The sequence below is a fragment of the Actinoplanes sp. NPDC051494 genome, assembly GCF_044454705.1.
Taxonomy (GTDB): Bacteria; Actinomycetota; Actinomycetes; order Mycobacteriales; family Micromonosporaceae; genus Actinoplanes.
In genome coordinates, this window is sequence record NZ_JBITDZ010000001.1 from 703498 (window position 1) to 719684 (window position 16187).

General features: G+C 69.8%; 15 protein-coding genes. 6 read left to right on the forward strand and 9 right to left on the reverse strand.

All coding sequences use genetic code 11. The features are described from left to right. Nucleotides 1–12 precede the first annotated feature (12 nt). Entirely contained in the window at nucleotides 13–1476 is a 1464-nt protein-coding gene (locus ACIA6A_RS03210) for an NAD-dependent malic enzyme (RefSeq protein ID WP_396095742.1), read from the forward strand. Here the strand turns inward: ACIA6A_RS03210 and ACIA6A_RS03215 are convergent. The 3 genes from ACIA6A_RS03215 to miaA are packed head-to-tail and all read right to left on the reverse strand — an operon-like array spanning nucleotide 1437 to nucleotide 3975. After that, nucleotides 1437–2198 (reverse strand): glycerophosphodiester phosphodiesterase, encoded by a 762-nt coding sequence (locus ACIA6A_RS03215; RefSeq protein WP_396095743.1) that lies wholly within the window; start codon nucleotides 2196–2198, stop codon nucleotides 1437–1439. The two genes, ACIA6A_RS03210 and ACIA6A_RS03215, sit on opposite strands and share 40 nt — an antisense overlap. Further along, on the reverse strand, nucleotides 2198–3043 hold the full coding sequence (gene dapF / locus ACIA6A_RS03220; protein WP_396095744.1) for a diaminopimelate epimerase: 846 nt from the start codon (nucleotides 3041–3043) through the stop codon (nucleotides 2198–2200). The genes ACIA6A_RS03215 and dapF overlap by 1 nt, the downstream gene beginning before the upstream one ends. An 8-nt stretch (nucleotides 3044–3051) precedes the next feature. Next, complete coding sequence (miaA, locus tag ACIA6A_RS03225) at nucleotides 3052–3975, reverse strand: tRNA (adenosine(37)-N6)-dimethylallyltransferase MiaA (protein ID WP_396095745.1); 924 nt, start codon at nucleotides 3973–3975, stop codon at nucleotides 3052–3054. 180 nt (nucleotides 3976–4155) lie between these two features. Between miaA and ACIA6A_RS03230 the strand changes: the two genes are divergently transcribed. Next, nucleotides 4156–5364 (forward strand): DUF349 domain-containing protein, encoded by a 1209-nt coding sequence (locus tag ACIA6A_RS03230; RefSeq protein ID WP_396095746.1) that lies wholly within the window; start codon nucleotides 4156–4158, stop codon nucleotides 5362–5364. Between the two features lie 60 nt (nucleotides 5365–5424). On the opposite strand, the gene ACIA6A_RS03235 is transcribed toward ACIA6A_RS03230, so the two are convergent. The 3 genes from ACIA6A_RS03235 to ACIA6A_RS03245 are packed head-to-tail and all read right to left on the reverse strand — an operon-like array spanning nucleotide 5425 to nucleotide 7851. Then, nucleotides 5425–5886, reverse strand: coding sequence for a group II truncated hemoglobin (locus ACIA6A_RS03235; protein ID WP_396095747.1), 462 nt, complete (start codon nucleotides 5884–5886; stop codon nucleotides 5425–5427). A 16-nt stretch (nucleotides 5887–5902) separates the two neighbouring features. Then, nucleotides 5903–7375 (reverse strand): tRNA (N6-isopentenyl adenosine(37)-C2)-methylthiotransferase MiaB, encoded by a 1473-nt coding sequence (gene miaB, locus ACIA6A_RS03240; RefSeq protein WP_396095748.1) that lies wholly within the window; start codon nucleotides 7373–7375, stop codon nucleotides 5903–5905. Next, a complete protein-coding gene (locus ACIA6A_RS03245) occupies nucleotides 7372–7851 on the reverse strand; it encodes a hypothetical protein (protein ID WP_396095749.1) in 480 nt (159 codons plus the stop codon). The genes miaB and ACIA6A_RS03245 overlap by 4 nt, the downstream gene beginning before the upstream one ends. A 140-nt stretch (nucleotides 7852–7991) precedes the next feature. Between ACIA6A_RS03245 and ACIA6A_RS03250 the strand changes: the two genes are divergently transcribed. From ACIA6A_RS03250 to ACIA6A_RS03265, 4 genes are all read left to right on the forward strand, one after another. Then, nucleotides 7992–8738 (forward strand): amino acid ABC transporter ATP-binding protein, encoded by a 747-nt coding sequence (locus ACIA6A_RS03250; protein ID WP_396095750.1) that lies wholly within the window; start codon nucleotides 7992–7994, stop codon nucleotides 8736–8738. Between the two features lie 80 nt (nucleotides 8739–8818). Continuing rightward, nucleotides 8819–9670 carry a glutamate ABC transporter substrate-binding protein gene (locus ACIA6A_RS03255; protein ID WP_396095751.1) on the forward strand — a complete coding sequence of 284 codons (852 nt, stop codon included), beginning with the start codon at nucleotides 8819–8821 and terminating at the stop codon, nucleotides 9668–9670. 83 nt (nucleotides 9671–9753) lie between these two features. Next, complete coding sequence (locus tag ACIA6A_RS03260; RefSeq protein WP_396095752.1) at nucleotides 9754–10428, forward strand: amino acid ABC transporter permease; 675 nt, start codon at nucleotides 9754–9756, stop codon at nucleotides 10426–10428. Further along, entirely contained in the window at nucleotides 10425–11318 is an 894-nt protein-coding gene (locus ACIA6A_RS03265) for an amino acid ABC transporter permease (RefSeq protein ID WP_396095753.1), read from the forward strand. The genes ACIA6A_RS03260 and ACIA6A_RS03265 overlap by 4 nt, the downstream gene beginning before the upstream one ends. 54 nt (nucleotides 11319–11372) lie before the next feature. On the opposite strand, the gene rny is transcribed toward ACIA6A_RS03265, so the two are convergent. The 3 genes from rny to ACIA6A_RS03280 all read right to left on the reverse strand — a co-directional run bounded on the left by rny (nucleotide 11373) and on the right by ACIA6A_RS03280 (nucleotide 15738). Next, nucleotides 11373–13064, reverse strand: coding sequence for a ribonuclease Y (gene rny, locus ACIA6A_RS03270; protein WP_396095754.1), 1692 nt, complete (start codon nucleotides 13062–13064; stop codon nucleotides 11373–11375). 508 nt (nucleotides 13065–13572) lie between these two features. After that, the gene (locus ACIA6A_RS03275) at nucleotides 13573–14205 is read right to left on the reverse strand and encodes a hypothetical protein (protein ID WP_396095755.1); all 633 of its coding nucleotides are present in this window, start codon (nucleotides 14203–14205) and stop codon (nucleotides 13573–13575) included. A gap of 864 nt (nucleotides 14206–15069) precedes the next feature. Beyond that, nucleotides 15070–15738 carry a hypothetical protein gene (locus ACIA6A_RS03280; protein WP_396095756.1) on the reverse strand — a complete coding sequence of 223 codons (669 nt, stop codon included), beginning with the start codon at nucleotides 15736–15738 and terminating at the stop codon, nucleotides 15070–15072. Between the last annotated feature and the right edge of the window lie 449 nt (nucleotides 15739–16187).

The following is a 16187-nucleotide window of genomic DNA, read 5'->3' on the forward strand; positions in this document are numbered from 1 at the left end:
GGAGGGAAATCCGTGGTGACCACCCGCCTGCCCAGCGCAGGATTCTCGATCACTGTCCGCATCGCCGTGACAGCCGACGCCTCGTCGATCGGCCGGCTCACCACCTGTGTAGGCGAGGCCGGCGCGATCGTCACGGCCCTCGACGTGGTGGACTCCGACCCCAACCGGGTCCTCGTCGACCTCACCTGCGACACCGCCGACGCCTCGCACGCCGACCAGGTCGTCAAGAACCTGGAGGAGCAGGACGGCGTCGACGTCCGCAAGGTCTCGGACCGCACGTTCCTCCTGCACCTCGGTGGCAAGATCGAGGTGTCGTCGAAGGTCGCGCTGCGCAACCGCGACGAACTTTCCCGGGCGTACACCCCGGGCGTGGCGCGGGTCTGCATGGCCATCGCCGAGAACCCGGCCGACGCCCGCCGCCTGACGATCAAGCGCAACACGGTCGCCGTGGTCAGCGACGGCTCGGCCGTGCTCGGCCTCGGCAACATCGGCCCGGCCGCGGCCATGCCGGTCATGGAGGGCAAAGCCGCCCTCTTCAAGCGCTTCGGCGGGGTCGACGCCTGGCCGGTGGTCCTGGACACCCAGGACACCGACGAGATCGTCGCCATTGTCAAGGCGATCGCGCCCGCCTACGGCGGGATCAACCTGGAGGACATCGCCGCGCCGCGGTGCTTCGAGATCGAGGCGCGGCTGCGCGAGCTGCTCGACATCCCGGTCTTCCACGACGACCAGCACGGTACGGCCATCTGTGTGCTCGCCGCGCTCACCAACGCGCTGCGGGTCGTGGGCAAGAACCTCGCCGACGTCAAGGTCGTCGTCTCGGGCGCCGGGGCGGCCGGCACCGCGATCATGAAGCTGCTGCTGCGTCAGGGCGTGGGCGACATCGTCGCGTACGACCGCAAGGGCGCCCTGCACCGCGGGATGGCCGACCTGAACCCGACCTGGCAGTGGCTCGCCGAGAACACGAACCGGGACAACTACTCCGGTGACCTGCCCGGCGCGATCGCCGGCGCGGACGTGTTCATCGGCGTCAGCGCGCCCAACCTGCTCACCGGTGACGACATCGCCAAGATGGCGGACAAGTCGATCGTGTTCGCGCTGGCCAACCCGGACCCGGAGGTCGACCCGCGGGAGGCCCGCAAGCACGCCGCGGTCGTCGCCACCGGCCGTTCCGACCAGCCGAACCAGATCAACAACGTGCTGGCGTTCCCCGGGGTCTTCCGCGGCATGCTCGACGTCAGCGCCGAGGAGTTCACCGAGGACATGGCGCTCGCCGCGGCCATGGCGATCGCGAACGTGGTCGGCGAGGACAAGCTCAACCCGACGGTGATCGTGCCGAGCGTGTTCGACGCGCGGGTCACCCCGGCGGTGGCCGCCGCGATCCGGGCGACGGTCAAGGGCACCAACCCGGCCCCGCCGAACCCGGCGGCGATGTCTCAGGCCGAGCTCGACAAGGCGCCCGAAGAGACGTTCTGAGCCCAGCCGGTCAGTTCCCCGGTGTGGTCGGTGATCAAGCCGGCCACACCGGCCTCGACCAGGCCGGGCCAGAGCGCGGCGTCGTTGGCCGTCCAGGGCATCACCGCGACGCCCTCGGCGGCCAGCGCGGCCACCGTGCCCGGTGCGTCGAGCACCGAGTTCAGCCGCGGGTTGCAGTAGGCGAGACCCAGCTCCCGGGCGACCTCGACCTGCGCGCCGTCGAAACCGTCCCGCAGCAGCCCCCGGCGCATCTCCGGGGCCACCTCGCCGACCAGCCGCAGGACGGCCGGGTCGAAACTCTGCACCACCGTGCGTCCCAGCAAACCGGCGCCGGAGACCTGCCCGACGATCGCCGCGACCTGCCCGGACGTCGCCGGGGGCTTGATCTCCAGGAGCAGTTCCACCGGGTCGCCCGGGCCCAGCACATCGAGGACCTCGGTCAACAACGGCACCCCGATCCCGGTGTACGCGGGGGAGAACCACCCGCCCGCGTCCAGTGCGGTGATCTCGGCGGCGGTCAGCCCGGCGACCGGACCGGAGCCGTCCGTGGTCCGGTCGACCGTGCGGTCGTGGATCACCACGGGCACGCCGTCGGCGGTGGTGCGCACGTCGAACTCGACGAACGTGGCCCCGGCCAGCACCGCCGCGGCGAGCGCGGGCAGGGTGTTCTCCGGGGCGACCGCGGAGTACCCCCGGTGCGCCACCCGGTGCAGCGGGCGCATCAGATCAGGGTGGGCACGTCGACCTCGCCCGTAGCCACGAGCACCGCCGGGCCGGCGAGCCACCAGCGGCCCTCGTCGTCCGCCGTGACCAGCAGGCGGCCGCCCGGCACGTCGACCGCGACCGTGCCGGTGGAGCGGCGCGCCTCGCGCAGCGCCACGGCACCGACGGCCAGTGCCCCGGAACCGCAGGACAGCGTCTCGGCGGAGCCGCGCTCGTAGACCCGCATGTGCACGTGCAGGTCGGCGCCCTCGACCGGCTCCCCCGGCGAGGTGAACTCGACGTTGACACCCTCGGGGAACACGTGCGGGTCGAAGCCGGGGGCGACGTGCAGGTCGAGCGCCCCGAGCCGGACCCCGTCGTGCAGGCCGGTGACCAGGTGCGGGTTGCCGCAGTTCACCGCGATGCCCGGGAGCGTCAGCGGGCCGACGGTCGCGGTGCTCGCCGCGTACACCTCGGGGGTTCTCATATGCACCGAGATCAGGTCGCCGCCGGGGACCGCGACCACGACGCCGGACCGCGTCGCGATCGGAAGGCCCTCGGGGCCGGCCGTCGCGAGATCGTGGGTGAGCAGGTAGCGGGTGAAGACCCGCACGCCGTTGCCGCACATCTCGGCGAACGACCCGTCGGCGTTCCAGTAGTCCATGAACCACTCGGCGTCGGCGGCGTGATCCGCACCGTCCGGGTGCTTGGCGCTGCGCACGACGCGCAGCACGCCGTCCGCCCCGATGCCGCGGTGGCGGTCGCAGAGCGCGGCGACGAGCGCCGGAGTCAGCTCGAGCGCCCCGTCCGGGTCGGGAAGGATGACGAAGTCGTTGCCGGTGCCATGGCCCTTGGTGAACAACACGCGGTCCATCATCGCGCAGTGCCGCCCACCACCGCCAACGCGGCTGCCGTCAGGTCGTCCGCCGCGCCGTCGAGCCACACGACGCGCGGGTCCCGCTTGAACCAGGACCGCTGCCGGCGGACGAACCGCCGGGTCGCCCGGACCGTCTCGTCCTTGGCGTCCGCCCTGGTCAGATCGCCGTCGAGCTCGGCGAGCGCTTGCTGGTAGCCGAGCGCCCGGCTGGCCGTACGCCCCTCTCGCAGGCCTTCGCCGTCGAGCTTGCGCACTTCGTCCAGCAGGCCCTGGTCCCACATCAGATCCACCCGTTCGGCGATCCGCCGGTCCAGCTCCGCGGTGTCCCGGTCCACACCGATCTGCACCGACGCGTAGTACGGCGTGGGCGCCGGGAGGCTCGCGGTGAACGGCCGGCCGGTCATCTCGATCACCTCCAGCGCCCGCACGACCCGCCGCCCGTTCGACGGAAGGATCTTCGCGGCGGCCTCCGGATCGGCCTCCCGGAGCCGCGCGAAGAGCGGCGCGGGGCCCGTCGCGGCGAGTTCCGCCTCCAGCCTTTCCCGAATAGCGGGATCCGTGCCAGGAAATTCGAAATCTTCCAGAACGGCCCGGACATACAGACCCGACCCCCCGACCAACAGGGGTACGCGGCCCCGCGCGGCGATCTCGTCGACCGCGGCCCGGGCCACCGCCTGATACTCGGCGACGCTCGCGGCGACCGTCACGTCCCACAGGTCGAGGACGTGGTGCGGGACGTCTTCCCGCTCGTCGGAGGACAGTTTCGCCGTGCCGATGTCCATCCCGCGATAGAGCTGCATCGAGTCGGCGTTCACCACCTCGCCGCCGAGTTCATGGGCCAGGGCGAGACTCAGGGCGGACTTTCCGGTGGCGGTCGGCCCGACGACGGCGACAACTCCGGGGGGTGGGAGCAACGGCACGGAGCCACCGTAACGGGCTGGTCACGGTCATCCGTGGGCGCTTCCCCAGAACCGGGTTGGACCTGTGACAATGCGCGAGAAAGAATGCCGATGGAACTGCACCCCCAATTGACTGCACGACGGCGGCGGTCCCAGGCAGCGACGCCGGGGACACCGGGAAGAAACTTTGAGGATGGGCTCATGAACGACTGGACGACCTTCGGGCGCGTGGATGCCGACGGCACCGTGTACGTCAAGACCGCCGAGGGCGACCGGGTGGTCGGATCCTGGCAGGCCGGCACGCCGGAGGAGGGCCTCGCGCACTTCGCCCGGCGCTTCGCCGACCTGGTCACCGAGGTCGATCTCGTGGAGGCCCGGCTCAAGTCCGGCGCCGCCGACGCGTCGCACTCGCTGACCAGCGTCAAGCGGATCCGGGCGACCCTCGACGAGGCACACGTCGTCGGGGACATCGACGGCCTCGGCACCCGGCTCGACAAGCTGACCGAGCTGGCCGACACCAAGGCCGGCGAGGCCAAGGCCGCCCGCGAGGTGGCCCGTACCGAGGCCCTCGCCCGCAAGACCACGCTGGTCGAGGAAGCCGAGGCCATCGCCGCCGACGCGACCGGCTGGAAGAGCGCCGGCGACCGCCTCAAAGAGATCCTCGACGAGTGGAAGACCATCCGCGGCGTCGACAAGAAGACCGACGGCGAGCTGTGGAAGCGCTTCGCGGCCGCCCGCGACGGCTTCACCCGCCGCCGCGGCGCGCACTTCGCCACCCTCGACGGCCAGCGCAAGCAGGCGCAGACCGCCAAGGAAGACCTGGTCAAGGAAGCGGAGACGCTCTCCGAGTCGACCGAGTGGGGCCCCACCGCCAACCGGCTCAAGGACCTCATGAACGACTGGAAGGCAGCGCCCCGGGCGTCCAAGGAAGCCGAGCAGAAGCTCTGGGAACGCTTCCGGGCCGCTCAGGACGCGTTCTTCTCCCGCCGCAGCGAGGTCTTCTCCGCCCGCGACGCCGAGTTCAAGGGCAACCTCGACCGCAAGCAGGCCATCCTCGCCGAGGTCGAAGCACTCGACATCGACGCGGACCCGCGCGGAGCCCAGAACAAGCTCCGCGACGCCCAGGCCGCCTGGCACGACGCGGGCCGGGTGCCCCGCGAGGCCACCGCCGGCCTCGACCGGCGCTGGCGGGCGGCGGAGGAACGGGTCCGGGTCGCCATGGACTCGGCCTGGCGCAAGACCACGCCCCAGGACAACCCGCTGCTCAAGCAGATGCGCGACCAGGTCGCCGAGGCCGAGGAGAAGCTGGCCCGCGCTCAGGCGGCCGGCGACACCAAGCGCGTCAAGGAGGCCGAGAAGGCCCTCGCCGCCAAGAAGCAGTTCCTGGCCCTGGCCGAGCAGGCCGGCTGACGGTTCTTCCGACACGTGGCGCCCGGCACCCCGCCGGGCGCCACGTTCGTCTTCGGGCCCTCAGCCCTGGTACGGCGGGGCGACTCCCCAGCCCCAGTGCGGCACCGGGGCCTCGGTGAACACGTCGGCGCCGGGCTGGGAATTCTGGTGGGCCAGGCGGGTGCCCCACTCGATGTAGCCGAGGAAGGCCGCACGGAACTCGGGGTCGTCCGGGAGGCCGGCCTCGTCGGCGGCGTCCTGGATGAGGTTGACCCAGCGGCGGCGCTGCGGCTCGGTGATGGCCATGCCGATGTGCTTGGCCACCATGTGCGGGTAGCCGCCGTGCTCCTCGGTGTAGGCGGGCGGGCCGCCGAACACCTCGGCCAGCCAGATCGCCACGTAGCGGGCGTGTTCCGGGTCCATCCGGGTGAACAGCGGACCCAGCAGCTCGTCCTTGGTCACGCGGGCGTAGAAGGCCTCGGTCAGGCGGACGAAGGCGTCCGTGCCGCCCGCCCATTCGTACAGCGTCGGTGTCTCCCCCATCCGGACACCGTAGTACTTACAGGGCGCAACCATCCACTACGGGAAGGGGCGCGGGGACGCCGATGCTGGGCAGGCCCAGCGAGACGCCGGGGAGTTTGGGGGTGCGGCCGGCCTCGAACGCGTCGCCGGCCCGGGTGCGGCGCAGGCTGAGCGGGTCGCCGTCGGCGTTGAGGTGGTGCGGGGCCGCGTACGTGATGACGGTCTCGATCACGTCGCCGGGGCGGGGGGTGGTGCCGCCGGTGGCGAAGTGGACCAGGCGGCCGTCGCGGGCGCGGCCGCTGAGCCGGCCGGTGTGCTCGTCCTTGCGGCCCTCACCGACCGCGACCAGGACCTCGACCTTCTCGCCGACGAGACGCTTGTTCTCGGCCCAGCTGATCTCCTCGAGCACCTCGATCAGGCGCACGTAGCGTTCCTGGACGACCTGCTTGGGCAGCTGCTCGTCCATCGTCGCGGCGGGGGTGCCGGGACGCTTGCTGTACTGGAACGTGAACGCGCTGGAGAAGCGGGCCTGGCGCACGACCTCCAGGGTCTGCTGGAAGTCCTCCTCGGTCTCGCCGGGGAAGCCCACGATGATGTCCGTGGTGATCGCGGCGTCCGGCATCGCGGCGCGGACCTTGTCGATGATGCCGAGGTACTTCTCCGAGCGGTAGCTGCGGCGCATGGCCTTCAGGACCCGGTCGGAGCCGGACTGCAGCGGCATGTGCAACGAGTGGCAGACGTTCGGCGTCTCGGCCATCGCGGCGATCACGTCGTCGGTGAAGTCCTTGGGGTGCGGGCTGGTGAAGCGGACCCGCTCCAGGCCCTCGACGGCACCGGTGGAGCGCAGCAGCTTGCCGAACGCGAGCCGGTCGCCGAACTCGACGCCGTAGGAGTTCACGTTCTGCCCGAGCAGGGTGACCTCCAGGACGCCCTCCTTGGCGAGCGCCTCGACCTCGGCCAGGATCTCGCCGGGCCGGCGGTCCTTCTCCTTGCCACGCAGCGACGGCACGATGCAGAACGTGCAGGTGTTGTTGCACCCCACCGAGATCGAGACCCAGCCCGCGTACGTGGACTCGCGCTTGGTGGGCAGCGTCGACGGGAAGACCTCGAGCGACTCGAGGATCTCGACCTCGGCCTCCTGGTTGTGCCGGGCGCGTTCGAGCAGGGCCGGCAGCGAGCCGATGTTGTGGGTGCCGAAGACGACGTCGACCCAGGGCGCGCGCTTGACGATGTCGCCGCGGTCCTTCTGGGCGAGGCAGCCGCCGACGGCGATCTGCATGGCGGGGTTCTTCAGCTTCGTGGGGCGCAGGTGGCCGAGATTGCCGTACAGGCGGTTGTCGGCGTTCTCCCGGACGGCACACGTGTTGAAGACCACGATGTCGGCTCCGTCGGCGTCGGTGGCGCGGACGTAGCCCGCGTCCTCCATCAACCCGGAGATCCGCTCGCTGTCGTGCACGTTCATCTGGCAGCCGTAGGTGCGCACGTCGTAGGTGCGGGGCATCTCAGTCATGGCAATTGACCAGGGTAGTCCCCCGGCTTCCATCTTGACGAGGAGCAGCCGGGGGCGGTCGCACAGCCCGGGTCCGACCCGGTGCACGCACGGATGTGACGACGCTCCGTACCGTCATCGGTCTCCACCTCGTCCACGTGCACGGCGTGCAGGGAACCGTCGGGCACAGCGCGTACATATCGGGTGGGGTTGAACGTGTCGTCGGGAAGCAGGACGTCGACGCCGAGCCGGACCGCGACGGCGCTGGCGATGGTGGCCTCGGCGATCGTGCCGGGAGCGAGATAGCAGTCGATCAGGGTGGGGAAATCGCCTCCGACGTGCCAGACGTCGCAGAGCACCGCGCCGTCGACCGGGACGTCGATGGTCGTCACCGGTCGCTGTAACGCCCCGGAAACAGCCGCGTGGACAAGTGCCTCGTCGAGGTGCGCGGCGGCACTCCAGCTCCATAGCCCGTCCGCGGGGTCGCTGTCTGCCATACCGCTCATCGTGGACATCCCTTCCGGTCCGCATCTGCGGTGTTACTGCTCCGTGACCATTCTCGGCGCGTTCCGATACAACCGCGCCAATAGAGTGACCCCATCCGAGTGAGACCCACAGACAGGACGGTGGTCAGACGGTGACGACGAGCGAGCCTCTCATCGTCCTCGAAGGCGTGAACAAGCACTTCGGCCCCCTGCACGTGTTGCAGGATGTCAGCCTTTCCGTGCAGCGCGGTGAGGTGGTCGTCGTGATCGGACCGTCGGGGTCGGGCAAGTCGACGCTCTGCCGTGCGATCAACCGCCTCGAGCCGATCGACAACGGCACGATCACGTTCGACGGACGACCGCTGGCCGCGGAGGGCAAGGCACTGGCCCGGCTGCGCAGTGAGGTCGGCATGGTGTTCCAGTCCTTCAACCTCTTCGCGCACAAGACCATCCTGCAGAACGTCATGCTGGGTCCGGTCAAGGTGCGCCGCGAGAAGGCCCCGGTGGTCCGGGAGCGGGCGATGAGCCTGCTCGAACGGGTCGGCATCGCGAGCCAGGCCGACAAGTACCCGGCCCAGCTCTCCGGCGGTCAGCAGCAGCGGGTCGCCATCGCGCGGGCGCTGGCCATGCAGCCCAAGGCGCTGCTGTTCGACGAGCCGACCAGCGCGCTCGACCCGGAGATGGTCGGCGAGGTCCTGGACGTCATGACGTCCCTGGCCCGCGACGGCATGACCATGGTGGTGGTCACCCACGAGATGGGCTTCGCCAAGGCGGCGGCCGACCGGGTCGTCTTCATGGCCGACGGCCAGCTGGTGGAGCAGGCCCCGCCGGCCGAGTTCTTCGCCAGCCCGAAGAGTGACCGGGCGAAGGATTTCCTCTCAAAAATCCTCACGCACTGAACGTCCTATCCGGAACCTCGTTGTTCCGACCGAACCGTTGTGGCAGATTTGTGCAATTTTTCAGCAAGAGGAGCGTGACGATGCGCATCACCCGTATGGCAGCGATCGCTGGGGCGTTCGCCCTGGCCCTGACGTCGGCAGCATGTGGCGGGGACGACAGCGGGTCGGACTCGGCCAGCGGCATCGTCGGCAAGGCCAGCAGCGACAAGAAGCTGATCTTCGGCGTGAAGGCCGACCAGCCCGGCCTCGGCCTGCAGACCGGCAGCACCTACGCCGGTTTCGACATCGAGATCGCGAAGATCGTCGCCAAGGGGCTCGGCGTGCCGGAGACCGGCATCGAGTACAAGACGACGGTCTCCGCCAACCGTGAGCCCTTCATCCAGCAGGGCCAGGTCGACGTGGTCATCGCGACCTACACGATCAACGACGAGCGCAAGAAGGTCGTCAACTTCGGCGGCCCGTACTACATCGCCGGCCAGGACCTGCTGGTCCCGACCGCGTCGACGATCACCGGCCCCGAGGCACTGGCCGGCAAGAAGGTCTGCTCCGTCTCCGGCTCCACGCCGGCCAAGCGGATCCAGACCGACTACAAGGACGCGCAGCTCCAGCAGTTCGACTCGTACTCCAAGTGCGTGCAGGCGCTGGCCGACGGCACGGTTGACGCGGTCACGACCGACGACATCATCCTCGCCGGCTACGCCGCCCAGGACCAGTACGCGGGCAAGTTCAAGGTCGTCGGCAAGAAGTTCAGCGACGAGCCGTACGGCATCGGTGTCAAGAAGACCGACACCGAGGGCTGCAACAAGATCAACGAGATCCTGAAGGCGGCCGCGTCCGACGGCTCGTACAAGGCGGCCTGGGACAGCACGCTCGGCAAGAGCGGCACCGCTGCCCCCACGCTCGATGTCACCAAGCTGACGAACTGCAGCTGATTTTTCTCCGGACGGGGCGGGGCCGGCACGTCGTCGGCCCCGCCCCTCTGTAATCCCTCAGGCGCCACGAGGAAGCGAGGGCGATGGACGTCTTCACGGATCCAGCCAACATCGACACGTACACCACCGGGTTCCTCTGGATCCTGAAGCTCACGCTCGCGGCCACGGTCGGTTCCGTGGTGCTCGGCGTGCTGCTCGCCGGTATGCGGGTCTCCCCCGTCCCGGTGCTGCGCGGCTTCGGCACCGCCTGGGTCAACATCTTCCGGAACACGCCGCTCACCCTGATCGTGTTCTTCTGCTACTTCGGCCTGTACTCCGGGCTGGGCCTCGAGATCTCGGACGACATCAACCTCAACAACTACTGGCTCGGCGTGATCGGCCTCTCGGTCTACACCGCCGCGTTCGTGTGCGAGGCGATCCGCTCCGGCATCAACACCGTGCCCGTCGGGCAGGCCGAGGCGGCCCGCGCGATCGGCATGTCGTTCCTGCAGACGCTGCGGATGATCATCCTGCCGCAGGCCGGCCGGGCCGTCGTCGCACCGCTGGGCAGCATCTTCATCGCGCTGGCCAAGAACTCCACCATCGTCGGCACCATCGGCCTGATGGAGTCCTCGTCGGCGATGAAGGAACTCATCAACGCCAACGGTGACGCGGTCATCTCGATCTTCCTCGTCTTCGCCGGCACGTTCGCCGTCGTCCTGATCCCCACCGGCTACGCGTTCGGCTGGCTGGCCAACCGACTGGCGGTGAAGCGATGAGCGCGGACGCGGTCCTCTATGACCACCCGGGGCCCCGGGCCAAGGCCCGCAACCTCGTCCTGACGATCGTCTTCGGCATCGCCCTGGTCGCGCTGCTGTGGTGGATCTACACCAAGTTCGACGCCAAGGGCCAGTGGGCCGGGCCGCTGTGGAAGCCGTTCCTCGAGGCCGAGACCTGGACCGCGTACGTCCTGCCGGGCCTCTGGGGCACGGTCAAGGCCGCGGCCGTCGCCATGGTGCTGTCGCTGGTCTTCGGCGTGCTCTTCTCCGTCGGCCGACTCTCCGACCACTGGTGGGTCCGGGTGCCGGCGGGCATCGTCGTGGAGTTCTTCCGCGCCGTCCCGCTGCTGCTGATGATCTTCTTCATCTTCTACGGCGTGCCGTTCCTCACCCAGGAGCCCATGCCGCCGTTCTGGGCCGTGGTCATCGGGCTGACGCTGTACAACGGCTCGGTGCTCGCCGAGGCGTTCCGCGCCGGCATCAAATCGGTGCCCCGCGGCCAGGGCGAGGCGGCGTACGCGCTCGGCATGATCAAGAGCCAGGTCATGAGCACGGTCCTGGTCCCGCAGGCCGCCCGCGCGATGCTGCCGGTGATCGTGAGCCAGCTCGTCGTGCTGGTCAAGGACACCGCGCTCGGCTACATCATCGCGTACACCGAGCTCATCCAGCTCGGCGTCAACACGCTCGGCGCCAACTTCGGCAACACGGTCGCGGCGGCCATCGTCGCGGTGATCATCTACATCATCCTGAACGCGTCGCTGACGTTCCTCGCCGGCTTCCTGGAGCGGCGCACCCGGCGCTCCGGCAAGGCACCCCGCATCCCGACCGCGGTCGGGCCGGTCGCGGACGGCACCGACAACTCCGCGGCGGTCGCGGCCACCCTCGACTGATCCTGGTTGATGGAAAGGCCCGGCCTCGGCCGGGCCTTTCGTCTATCGGGTCGTCTATCGGGCGAGTTCGGTCACCCGGGACTCGCGGACGACGGTGACACGGATCTGACCGGGATAGGTCAGCTCCTCCTCGATCTGCTTGGCCACATCACGGGCCAGGACCGCGGCGCCGATGTCGTCGACGTCGTCCGGGCGGACCATCACCCGGATCTCGCGGCCGGCCTGCATGGCGAACACCTTCTCCACCCCCGGCTTGCCGCCGGCGATCTCCTCGATGCGCTCCAGGCGTTTCACGTACGCCTCCAAGCTCTCCCGCCGCGCCCCCGGCCGGCCTCCGGAGCAGGCATCCGCCGCCTGGGTCAGCACCGCCTCGACGGTCTGCGGCTGCACCTCGTTGTGGTGCGCCTCGATCGCGTGCACCACGTCGTCGGACTCGCCGTACTTGCGGGCCAGGTCCGCACCGATCAGCGCATGGCTGCCCTCGACCTCGTGGGTGAGCGCCTTGCCGATGTCGTGCAGGAACGCGCACCGCTTCATCGTGGCCACATCAAGACCCAGCTCAGCGGCCATGATGCCGGCGATGTGGGCGGTCTCGACCAGATGCTTCAGGACGTTCTGCCCGTAACTGGTCCTGTACCGCAGGCGGCCGAGCAGCGTGGCCAGCTCCGGATGCAGGTCGGTGATCCCGACGTCGACCAGGGCCTCCTCGGCGGCGCGCTCGCACAGCCGGTCGACCTCGTTCTTCGCGCTCTCGAAAACCTCCTCGATGCGGTGCGGGTGGATCCGCCCGTCGAGGACCAGCTTCTCCAGCGTCAGGCGACCGACCTCACGGCGTACCGGATCGAAGCAGGACAGCAGCACCGCCTCCGGGGTGTCGTCGATGATCAGGTTGACCCCGGTCACCGACTCGAACGCCCGGATGTTGCGGCCCTCCCGGCCGATGATCCGGCCCTTCATCTCGTCGCTCGGCAGATGCAGCACGCTGACCACGCTCTCCGAGGTCTGCTCGCTGGCGATCCGCTGGATGGCGTCGACGACGATGTGCCGGGCCCGGGTGTCGGCGGTGTGCTTGGCCTCGCTCTCGACGTCGCGGACCAGGATCGCGGCCTCCCGCTTGGCCTGGCTCTCGATGCTCTCGATCAGCTCGGTCCGGGCCTGCTCACCGGTCAGGCCGGCGATCCGCTCCAGCTCCCGGCGGTGCTGCTGCTCGGCCTCGGTCAGCTCACCCTCGCGCCGGCTGACGGTGGACTCGCGCGCCGTCAGGTCGGTGTCGATCGCCGCCAGCCGGCGCTCCCGCTCGACCAGTCGCTCGATCTCCTCGGCGTGCTGCCGCTCCCGCTCGTCGATCCGCCCGGCCCGCCGCTCGACCTCGGCCGACTGCTCCTTGACGGTCGCGTTCAACAGCGCGACCTCACGCTCGCCGCTGCGCCGGGCGGCGGTGCGGACCTGCTCGGCATCCGACTCGGCCTGCCGATGCGCGTGCTCGAGGATCGTGTCGGCTTCCTCGTGCGCCGATTCCAGGACCCGCCGCGCCTCGGCCCGGGCGGCGGTCGCCTCGGCCTTGGCGGCGGCCGCTTCCGCGCGTACGGAGGCTGCCTTCGCGTTTGCCTGTTCTCTGGTCTGTTCGTCGGCGCTCCGGGACTTCTGCATGTGGCGCAGCGCCCGCGAACCGACATAGAGGCCCGCTGCCACCAGGGCGGTGAGAACGACGATGGCTACCACGAGCACCCAGTCCAGGGCCGTCATCTCGCCGCTTCTCCCTTCACCGCGCCGCAAGGATTGCGGCCGTTCGTCCCGCGCTCTGCACATACGCGGAGCGCGACAAGGAAGCCCGACCAAAGGCGGCTGATCGCGGGTGCAGTCGACCGACGGCTCGGGGTGACCCGGCACCGCTGGGAGCGGCGCGGAGACATCGTCGCCGACGAGAGACGCTGGTGATGCTGGTCCCGCCTGGTGGCGGGGTCGTTGGGTGGCTTCCGCCCTCCTCTGACGTGGTGACCTGGTTCTAAGGTGGCGCACCGGCGCGAGGGGGCGATTCGGCGATGGCATCGCCGGGAACACCGTCCCGATCCGGAAGTGATGCAGAAAAGTAATGCGATCTATGTTGTGCGTTTAGCCTTCAGTGGTCGTGCAAACCTTGGTAACGCGAGGCTAGGTCGCGAGTGCCGCTTCGGTCAAGGACTCATGATTCGGCACCGGATGGGACGTACGGCACAGACTTGCTCACGCCCTGCTCACGAACGTTATGGGCAATTCAGGCGTAGCGGGCCCAGACCTCCCGCAACGGATCCCACTTCTGGCCGATACCCTCTTTCCAGTACGCCAGGACGTACGCGGCGACCGGAGTGGCACTGTCATCCCACCAGATTCCGGCCACCGTACGGCCGCTGACCTGGTATGCATACTCGACGTAGTTGCCGGTGACCCGCCCCGAGGGGGTCGGGGTGGGCTGCACGACAGGCTCCGCCACCCCGGTGGTGAGCTTGCGGGCCTCGATGTTCTGCCCGAGCGTGGTGACCCGCGCCTTGTCCCGGTCCGCGGTGCTGTTGTACTCCACGAAGATCACGCTCATCGCGTCCATCTCACAGCGCACCCGGGCCTTCTCACCGGCGGCGGCGTTCACGTTGGGGCCGCTCTTCTCCCCGTTACGGGAACAGCTCGAGAGCCGGCTCAGCCAGCCCTCACCCAGCGGGGCCAGCGGGCCGGTGAACCTCGGGCCGTTGCTGGCGATCTGGAACTGGTCATAAGCCCCGACACTCGGGACGGCGCTGGCCGACGGCTGCGCGACCACGGTCGTTCCGGGGTCGGGGGCGGTGCCGCGGCCGAGGAACCAGCCACCCGTACCGAAAATCACCAGGCCGGCGACGAGACCGGCGAGAGCGGGCACGACGAACTTGCCCTTGGGCTGCTTCGGGGTCGGCTCGATCCGCGGCCCGCCAAAACCCGGGCCACCGCAAACCGGGTCGCCGTAAGCCGGAGCACCGTACGCAGGGCCGCCCGAAGCCGGAGCACCGTAAGCCGGACCACCTGAGGCCGGAGCACCATACGCCGGACCGCCTGAAGCCGGAGCGCCATACGCCGGGCCGCCTGAAGCCGGAGCGCCATACGCCGGGCCGCCTGAAGCCGGAGCGCCTGAGGCCGGTGCGGCGTCGAAACCGAACCGTCCGGTGTCTCGACCGGTCGCGGGGGGTGCCGAGGTGCTGAACGCATAGTGGCTGCCGCCGGTGCTCAAGCCATACTGATCGACGGACTCAGTCGCCGGGCCTGCGCCCGCGCCATCGACCGACTGACCCGCGCCATCGACCGGCTCCCCACCATCGACCGGGCCCGCACCATCGACCGGGCCCGCACCATCGACTGGGTAAGCGCCCGCACCCGAGCTGGGGACCCCGCTCACACTCCGGTTGAACGGGCCGTATCCCTGCTGCGGAGGCTCGCCCGCGGGCCCCGGGTCACTCCCCCGAGCCGTTCCGTAACCCTGGTCCGCACCGCTCACCGGACCCATCCCCTCGACTGTCTGTGCTGTGCCGGCCCCGTGCGGACCGGTGCTGCCTGCCCCGCGCGCGTCGGTCACGGCGGCATCCTCGGGGAGGGGGACGTCGCCGGGTCCGGCACTGCGGGAGTTGTCTGTCACGACGCTCCAGGTTACCAGCCGGTTGTGTCCGGCAAGGTCCCCGAAAGATCCACCAAAAGCGATGGACCCGCAGCCCAGAACGGCCACGGGTCCATCGTCACGGTGCTGAACCCGGTATCAGATCCCGAGTTCCTGGGGGCGGCGACGGCGCGTCACCAGGACGAGGCCGACACCACCCGCAGCGATCGCGGCGCCGACACCGGCGACGGTGACGACGTCCGCACCGGTGACCGGAAGACCGGCACTGCCGCCACTGCCACCGGCGTAGGACGAACCGCCGGTGGAACCGCCACCGGTCGAGCCGCTGCCGGTGGAACCATTGCCGGTGGAACCACTGCCGTCACCGGATCCGCTGTTGCCGGACCCGCCGTTGTTCGAACCGCCGGTCGAACCGCCGTTGTTCGAACCGCCGTTGTTCGAACCGCCGTTGTTCGAACCGCCGTTGCCGGCCGGGGGCGCGGTGGTGGGGTCGCCGGGGTTACCGCCGCCGCCACCGCCGGGGGTGTCCTCGCCACCGTCACTGGGCGGCGTCGTGGTCCCACCGTCGCCCGGGTTGGCCGGGGTCTCGGGCTCCGCCGGAGTCTCAGGCTCGGTCGGGGTCTCGGGCTCGGTCGGAGTCTCGGGCTCGGTCGGAGTCTCCGGCTCCTCGGGAGTCTCAGGCTCCGTCGGGGTCTCGGGCTCTTCCGGAACGTCGGGCTCGTCGACCGTGGGCGACGGATCCGGGTCCGTCGGGTCCTCGACCTCGGTGGTGCCGGCGTCGGCGGACGGCTCCGCCAGCGCGATCACACCGCCCGTGACACCCTGGATAGTGGAAGCCGCAGCGGCGGTAGCCCCCGCAAAAGCGGCAATGCCCACGGCCCCGGCAATGATGCCGAGCCGCGCAGCCACACGCACGCCACGACGGCGCGCGAGCCGATTGGTTCGCATGTTCCTCCCCGTGCTCAAGACTGTTCACGTCCTCATAGGACATGAAGTCCTATGGTCCGAGGCATTAGATTACCGGTACGGACGCGTTCGTTCCATCCACCGTTGACAATACGGCAAAATTCGGACGTTCAAGACCCCGCCATTCACGCCCACGCTTTGGACAGAAGGTAACCGGGCCACGACAGCCCGCACCGAATCCGCCATTCCGGCGCGGACCGGCAGCGCTCCCACCAGCACCGACCACCATCCCGAGGCGCAGATGGCATCGAAACCAAAACGTTGTCCACGGCACGAATCCCGCGACCGGC

Excerpts from the sequence above, each read along its gene's own strand:
- ACIA6A_RS03215 (WP_396095743.1), bottom strand. The coding sequence starts at position 2,198 with ATGCGCCCGCTGCACCGGGTGGCGCACCGGGGGTACTCCGCGGTCGCC.
- ACIA6A_RS03230 (WP_396095746.1), top strand. The coding sequence starts at position 4,156 with ATGAACGACTGGACGACCTTCGGGCGCGTGGATGCCGACGGCACCGTG.
- ACIA6A_RS03235 (WP_396095747.1), bottom strand. The coding sequence starts at position 5,886 with ATGGGGGAGACACCGACGCTGTACGAATGGGCGGGCGGCACGGACGCC.
- miaB (WP_396095748.1), bottom strand. The coding sequence starts at position 7,375 with ATGACTGAGATGCCCCGCACCTACGACGTGCGCACCTACGGCTGCCAG.
- ACIA6A_RS03245 (WP_396095749.1), bottom strand. The coding sequence starts at position 7,851 with ATGGCAGACAGCGACCCCGCGGACGGGCTATGGAGCTGGAGTGCCGCC.
- ACIA6A_RS03255 (WP_396095751.1), top strand. The coding sequence starts at position 8,819 with ATGCGCATCACCCGTATGGCAGCGATCGCTGGGGCGTTCGCCCTGGCC.
- ACIA6A_RS03260 (WP_396095752.1), top strand. The coding sequence starts at position 9,754 with ATGGACGTCTTCACGGATCCAGCCAACATCGACACGTACACCACCGGG.
- ACIA6A_RS03265 (WP_396095753.1), top strand. The coding sequence starts at position 10,425 with ATGAGCGCGGACGCGGTCCTCTATGACCACCCGGGGCCCCGGGCCAAG.
- rny (WP_396095754.1), bottom strand. The coding sequence starts at position 13,064 with ATGACGGCCCTGGACTGGGTGCTCGTGGTAGCCATCGTCGTTCTCACC.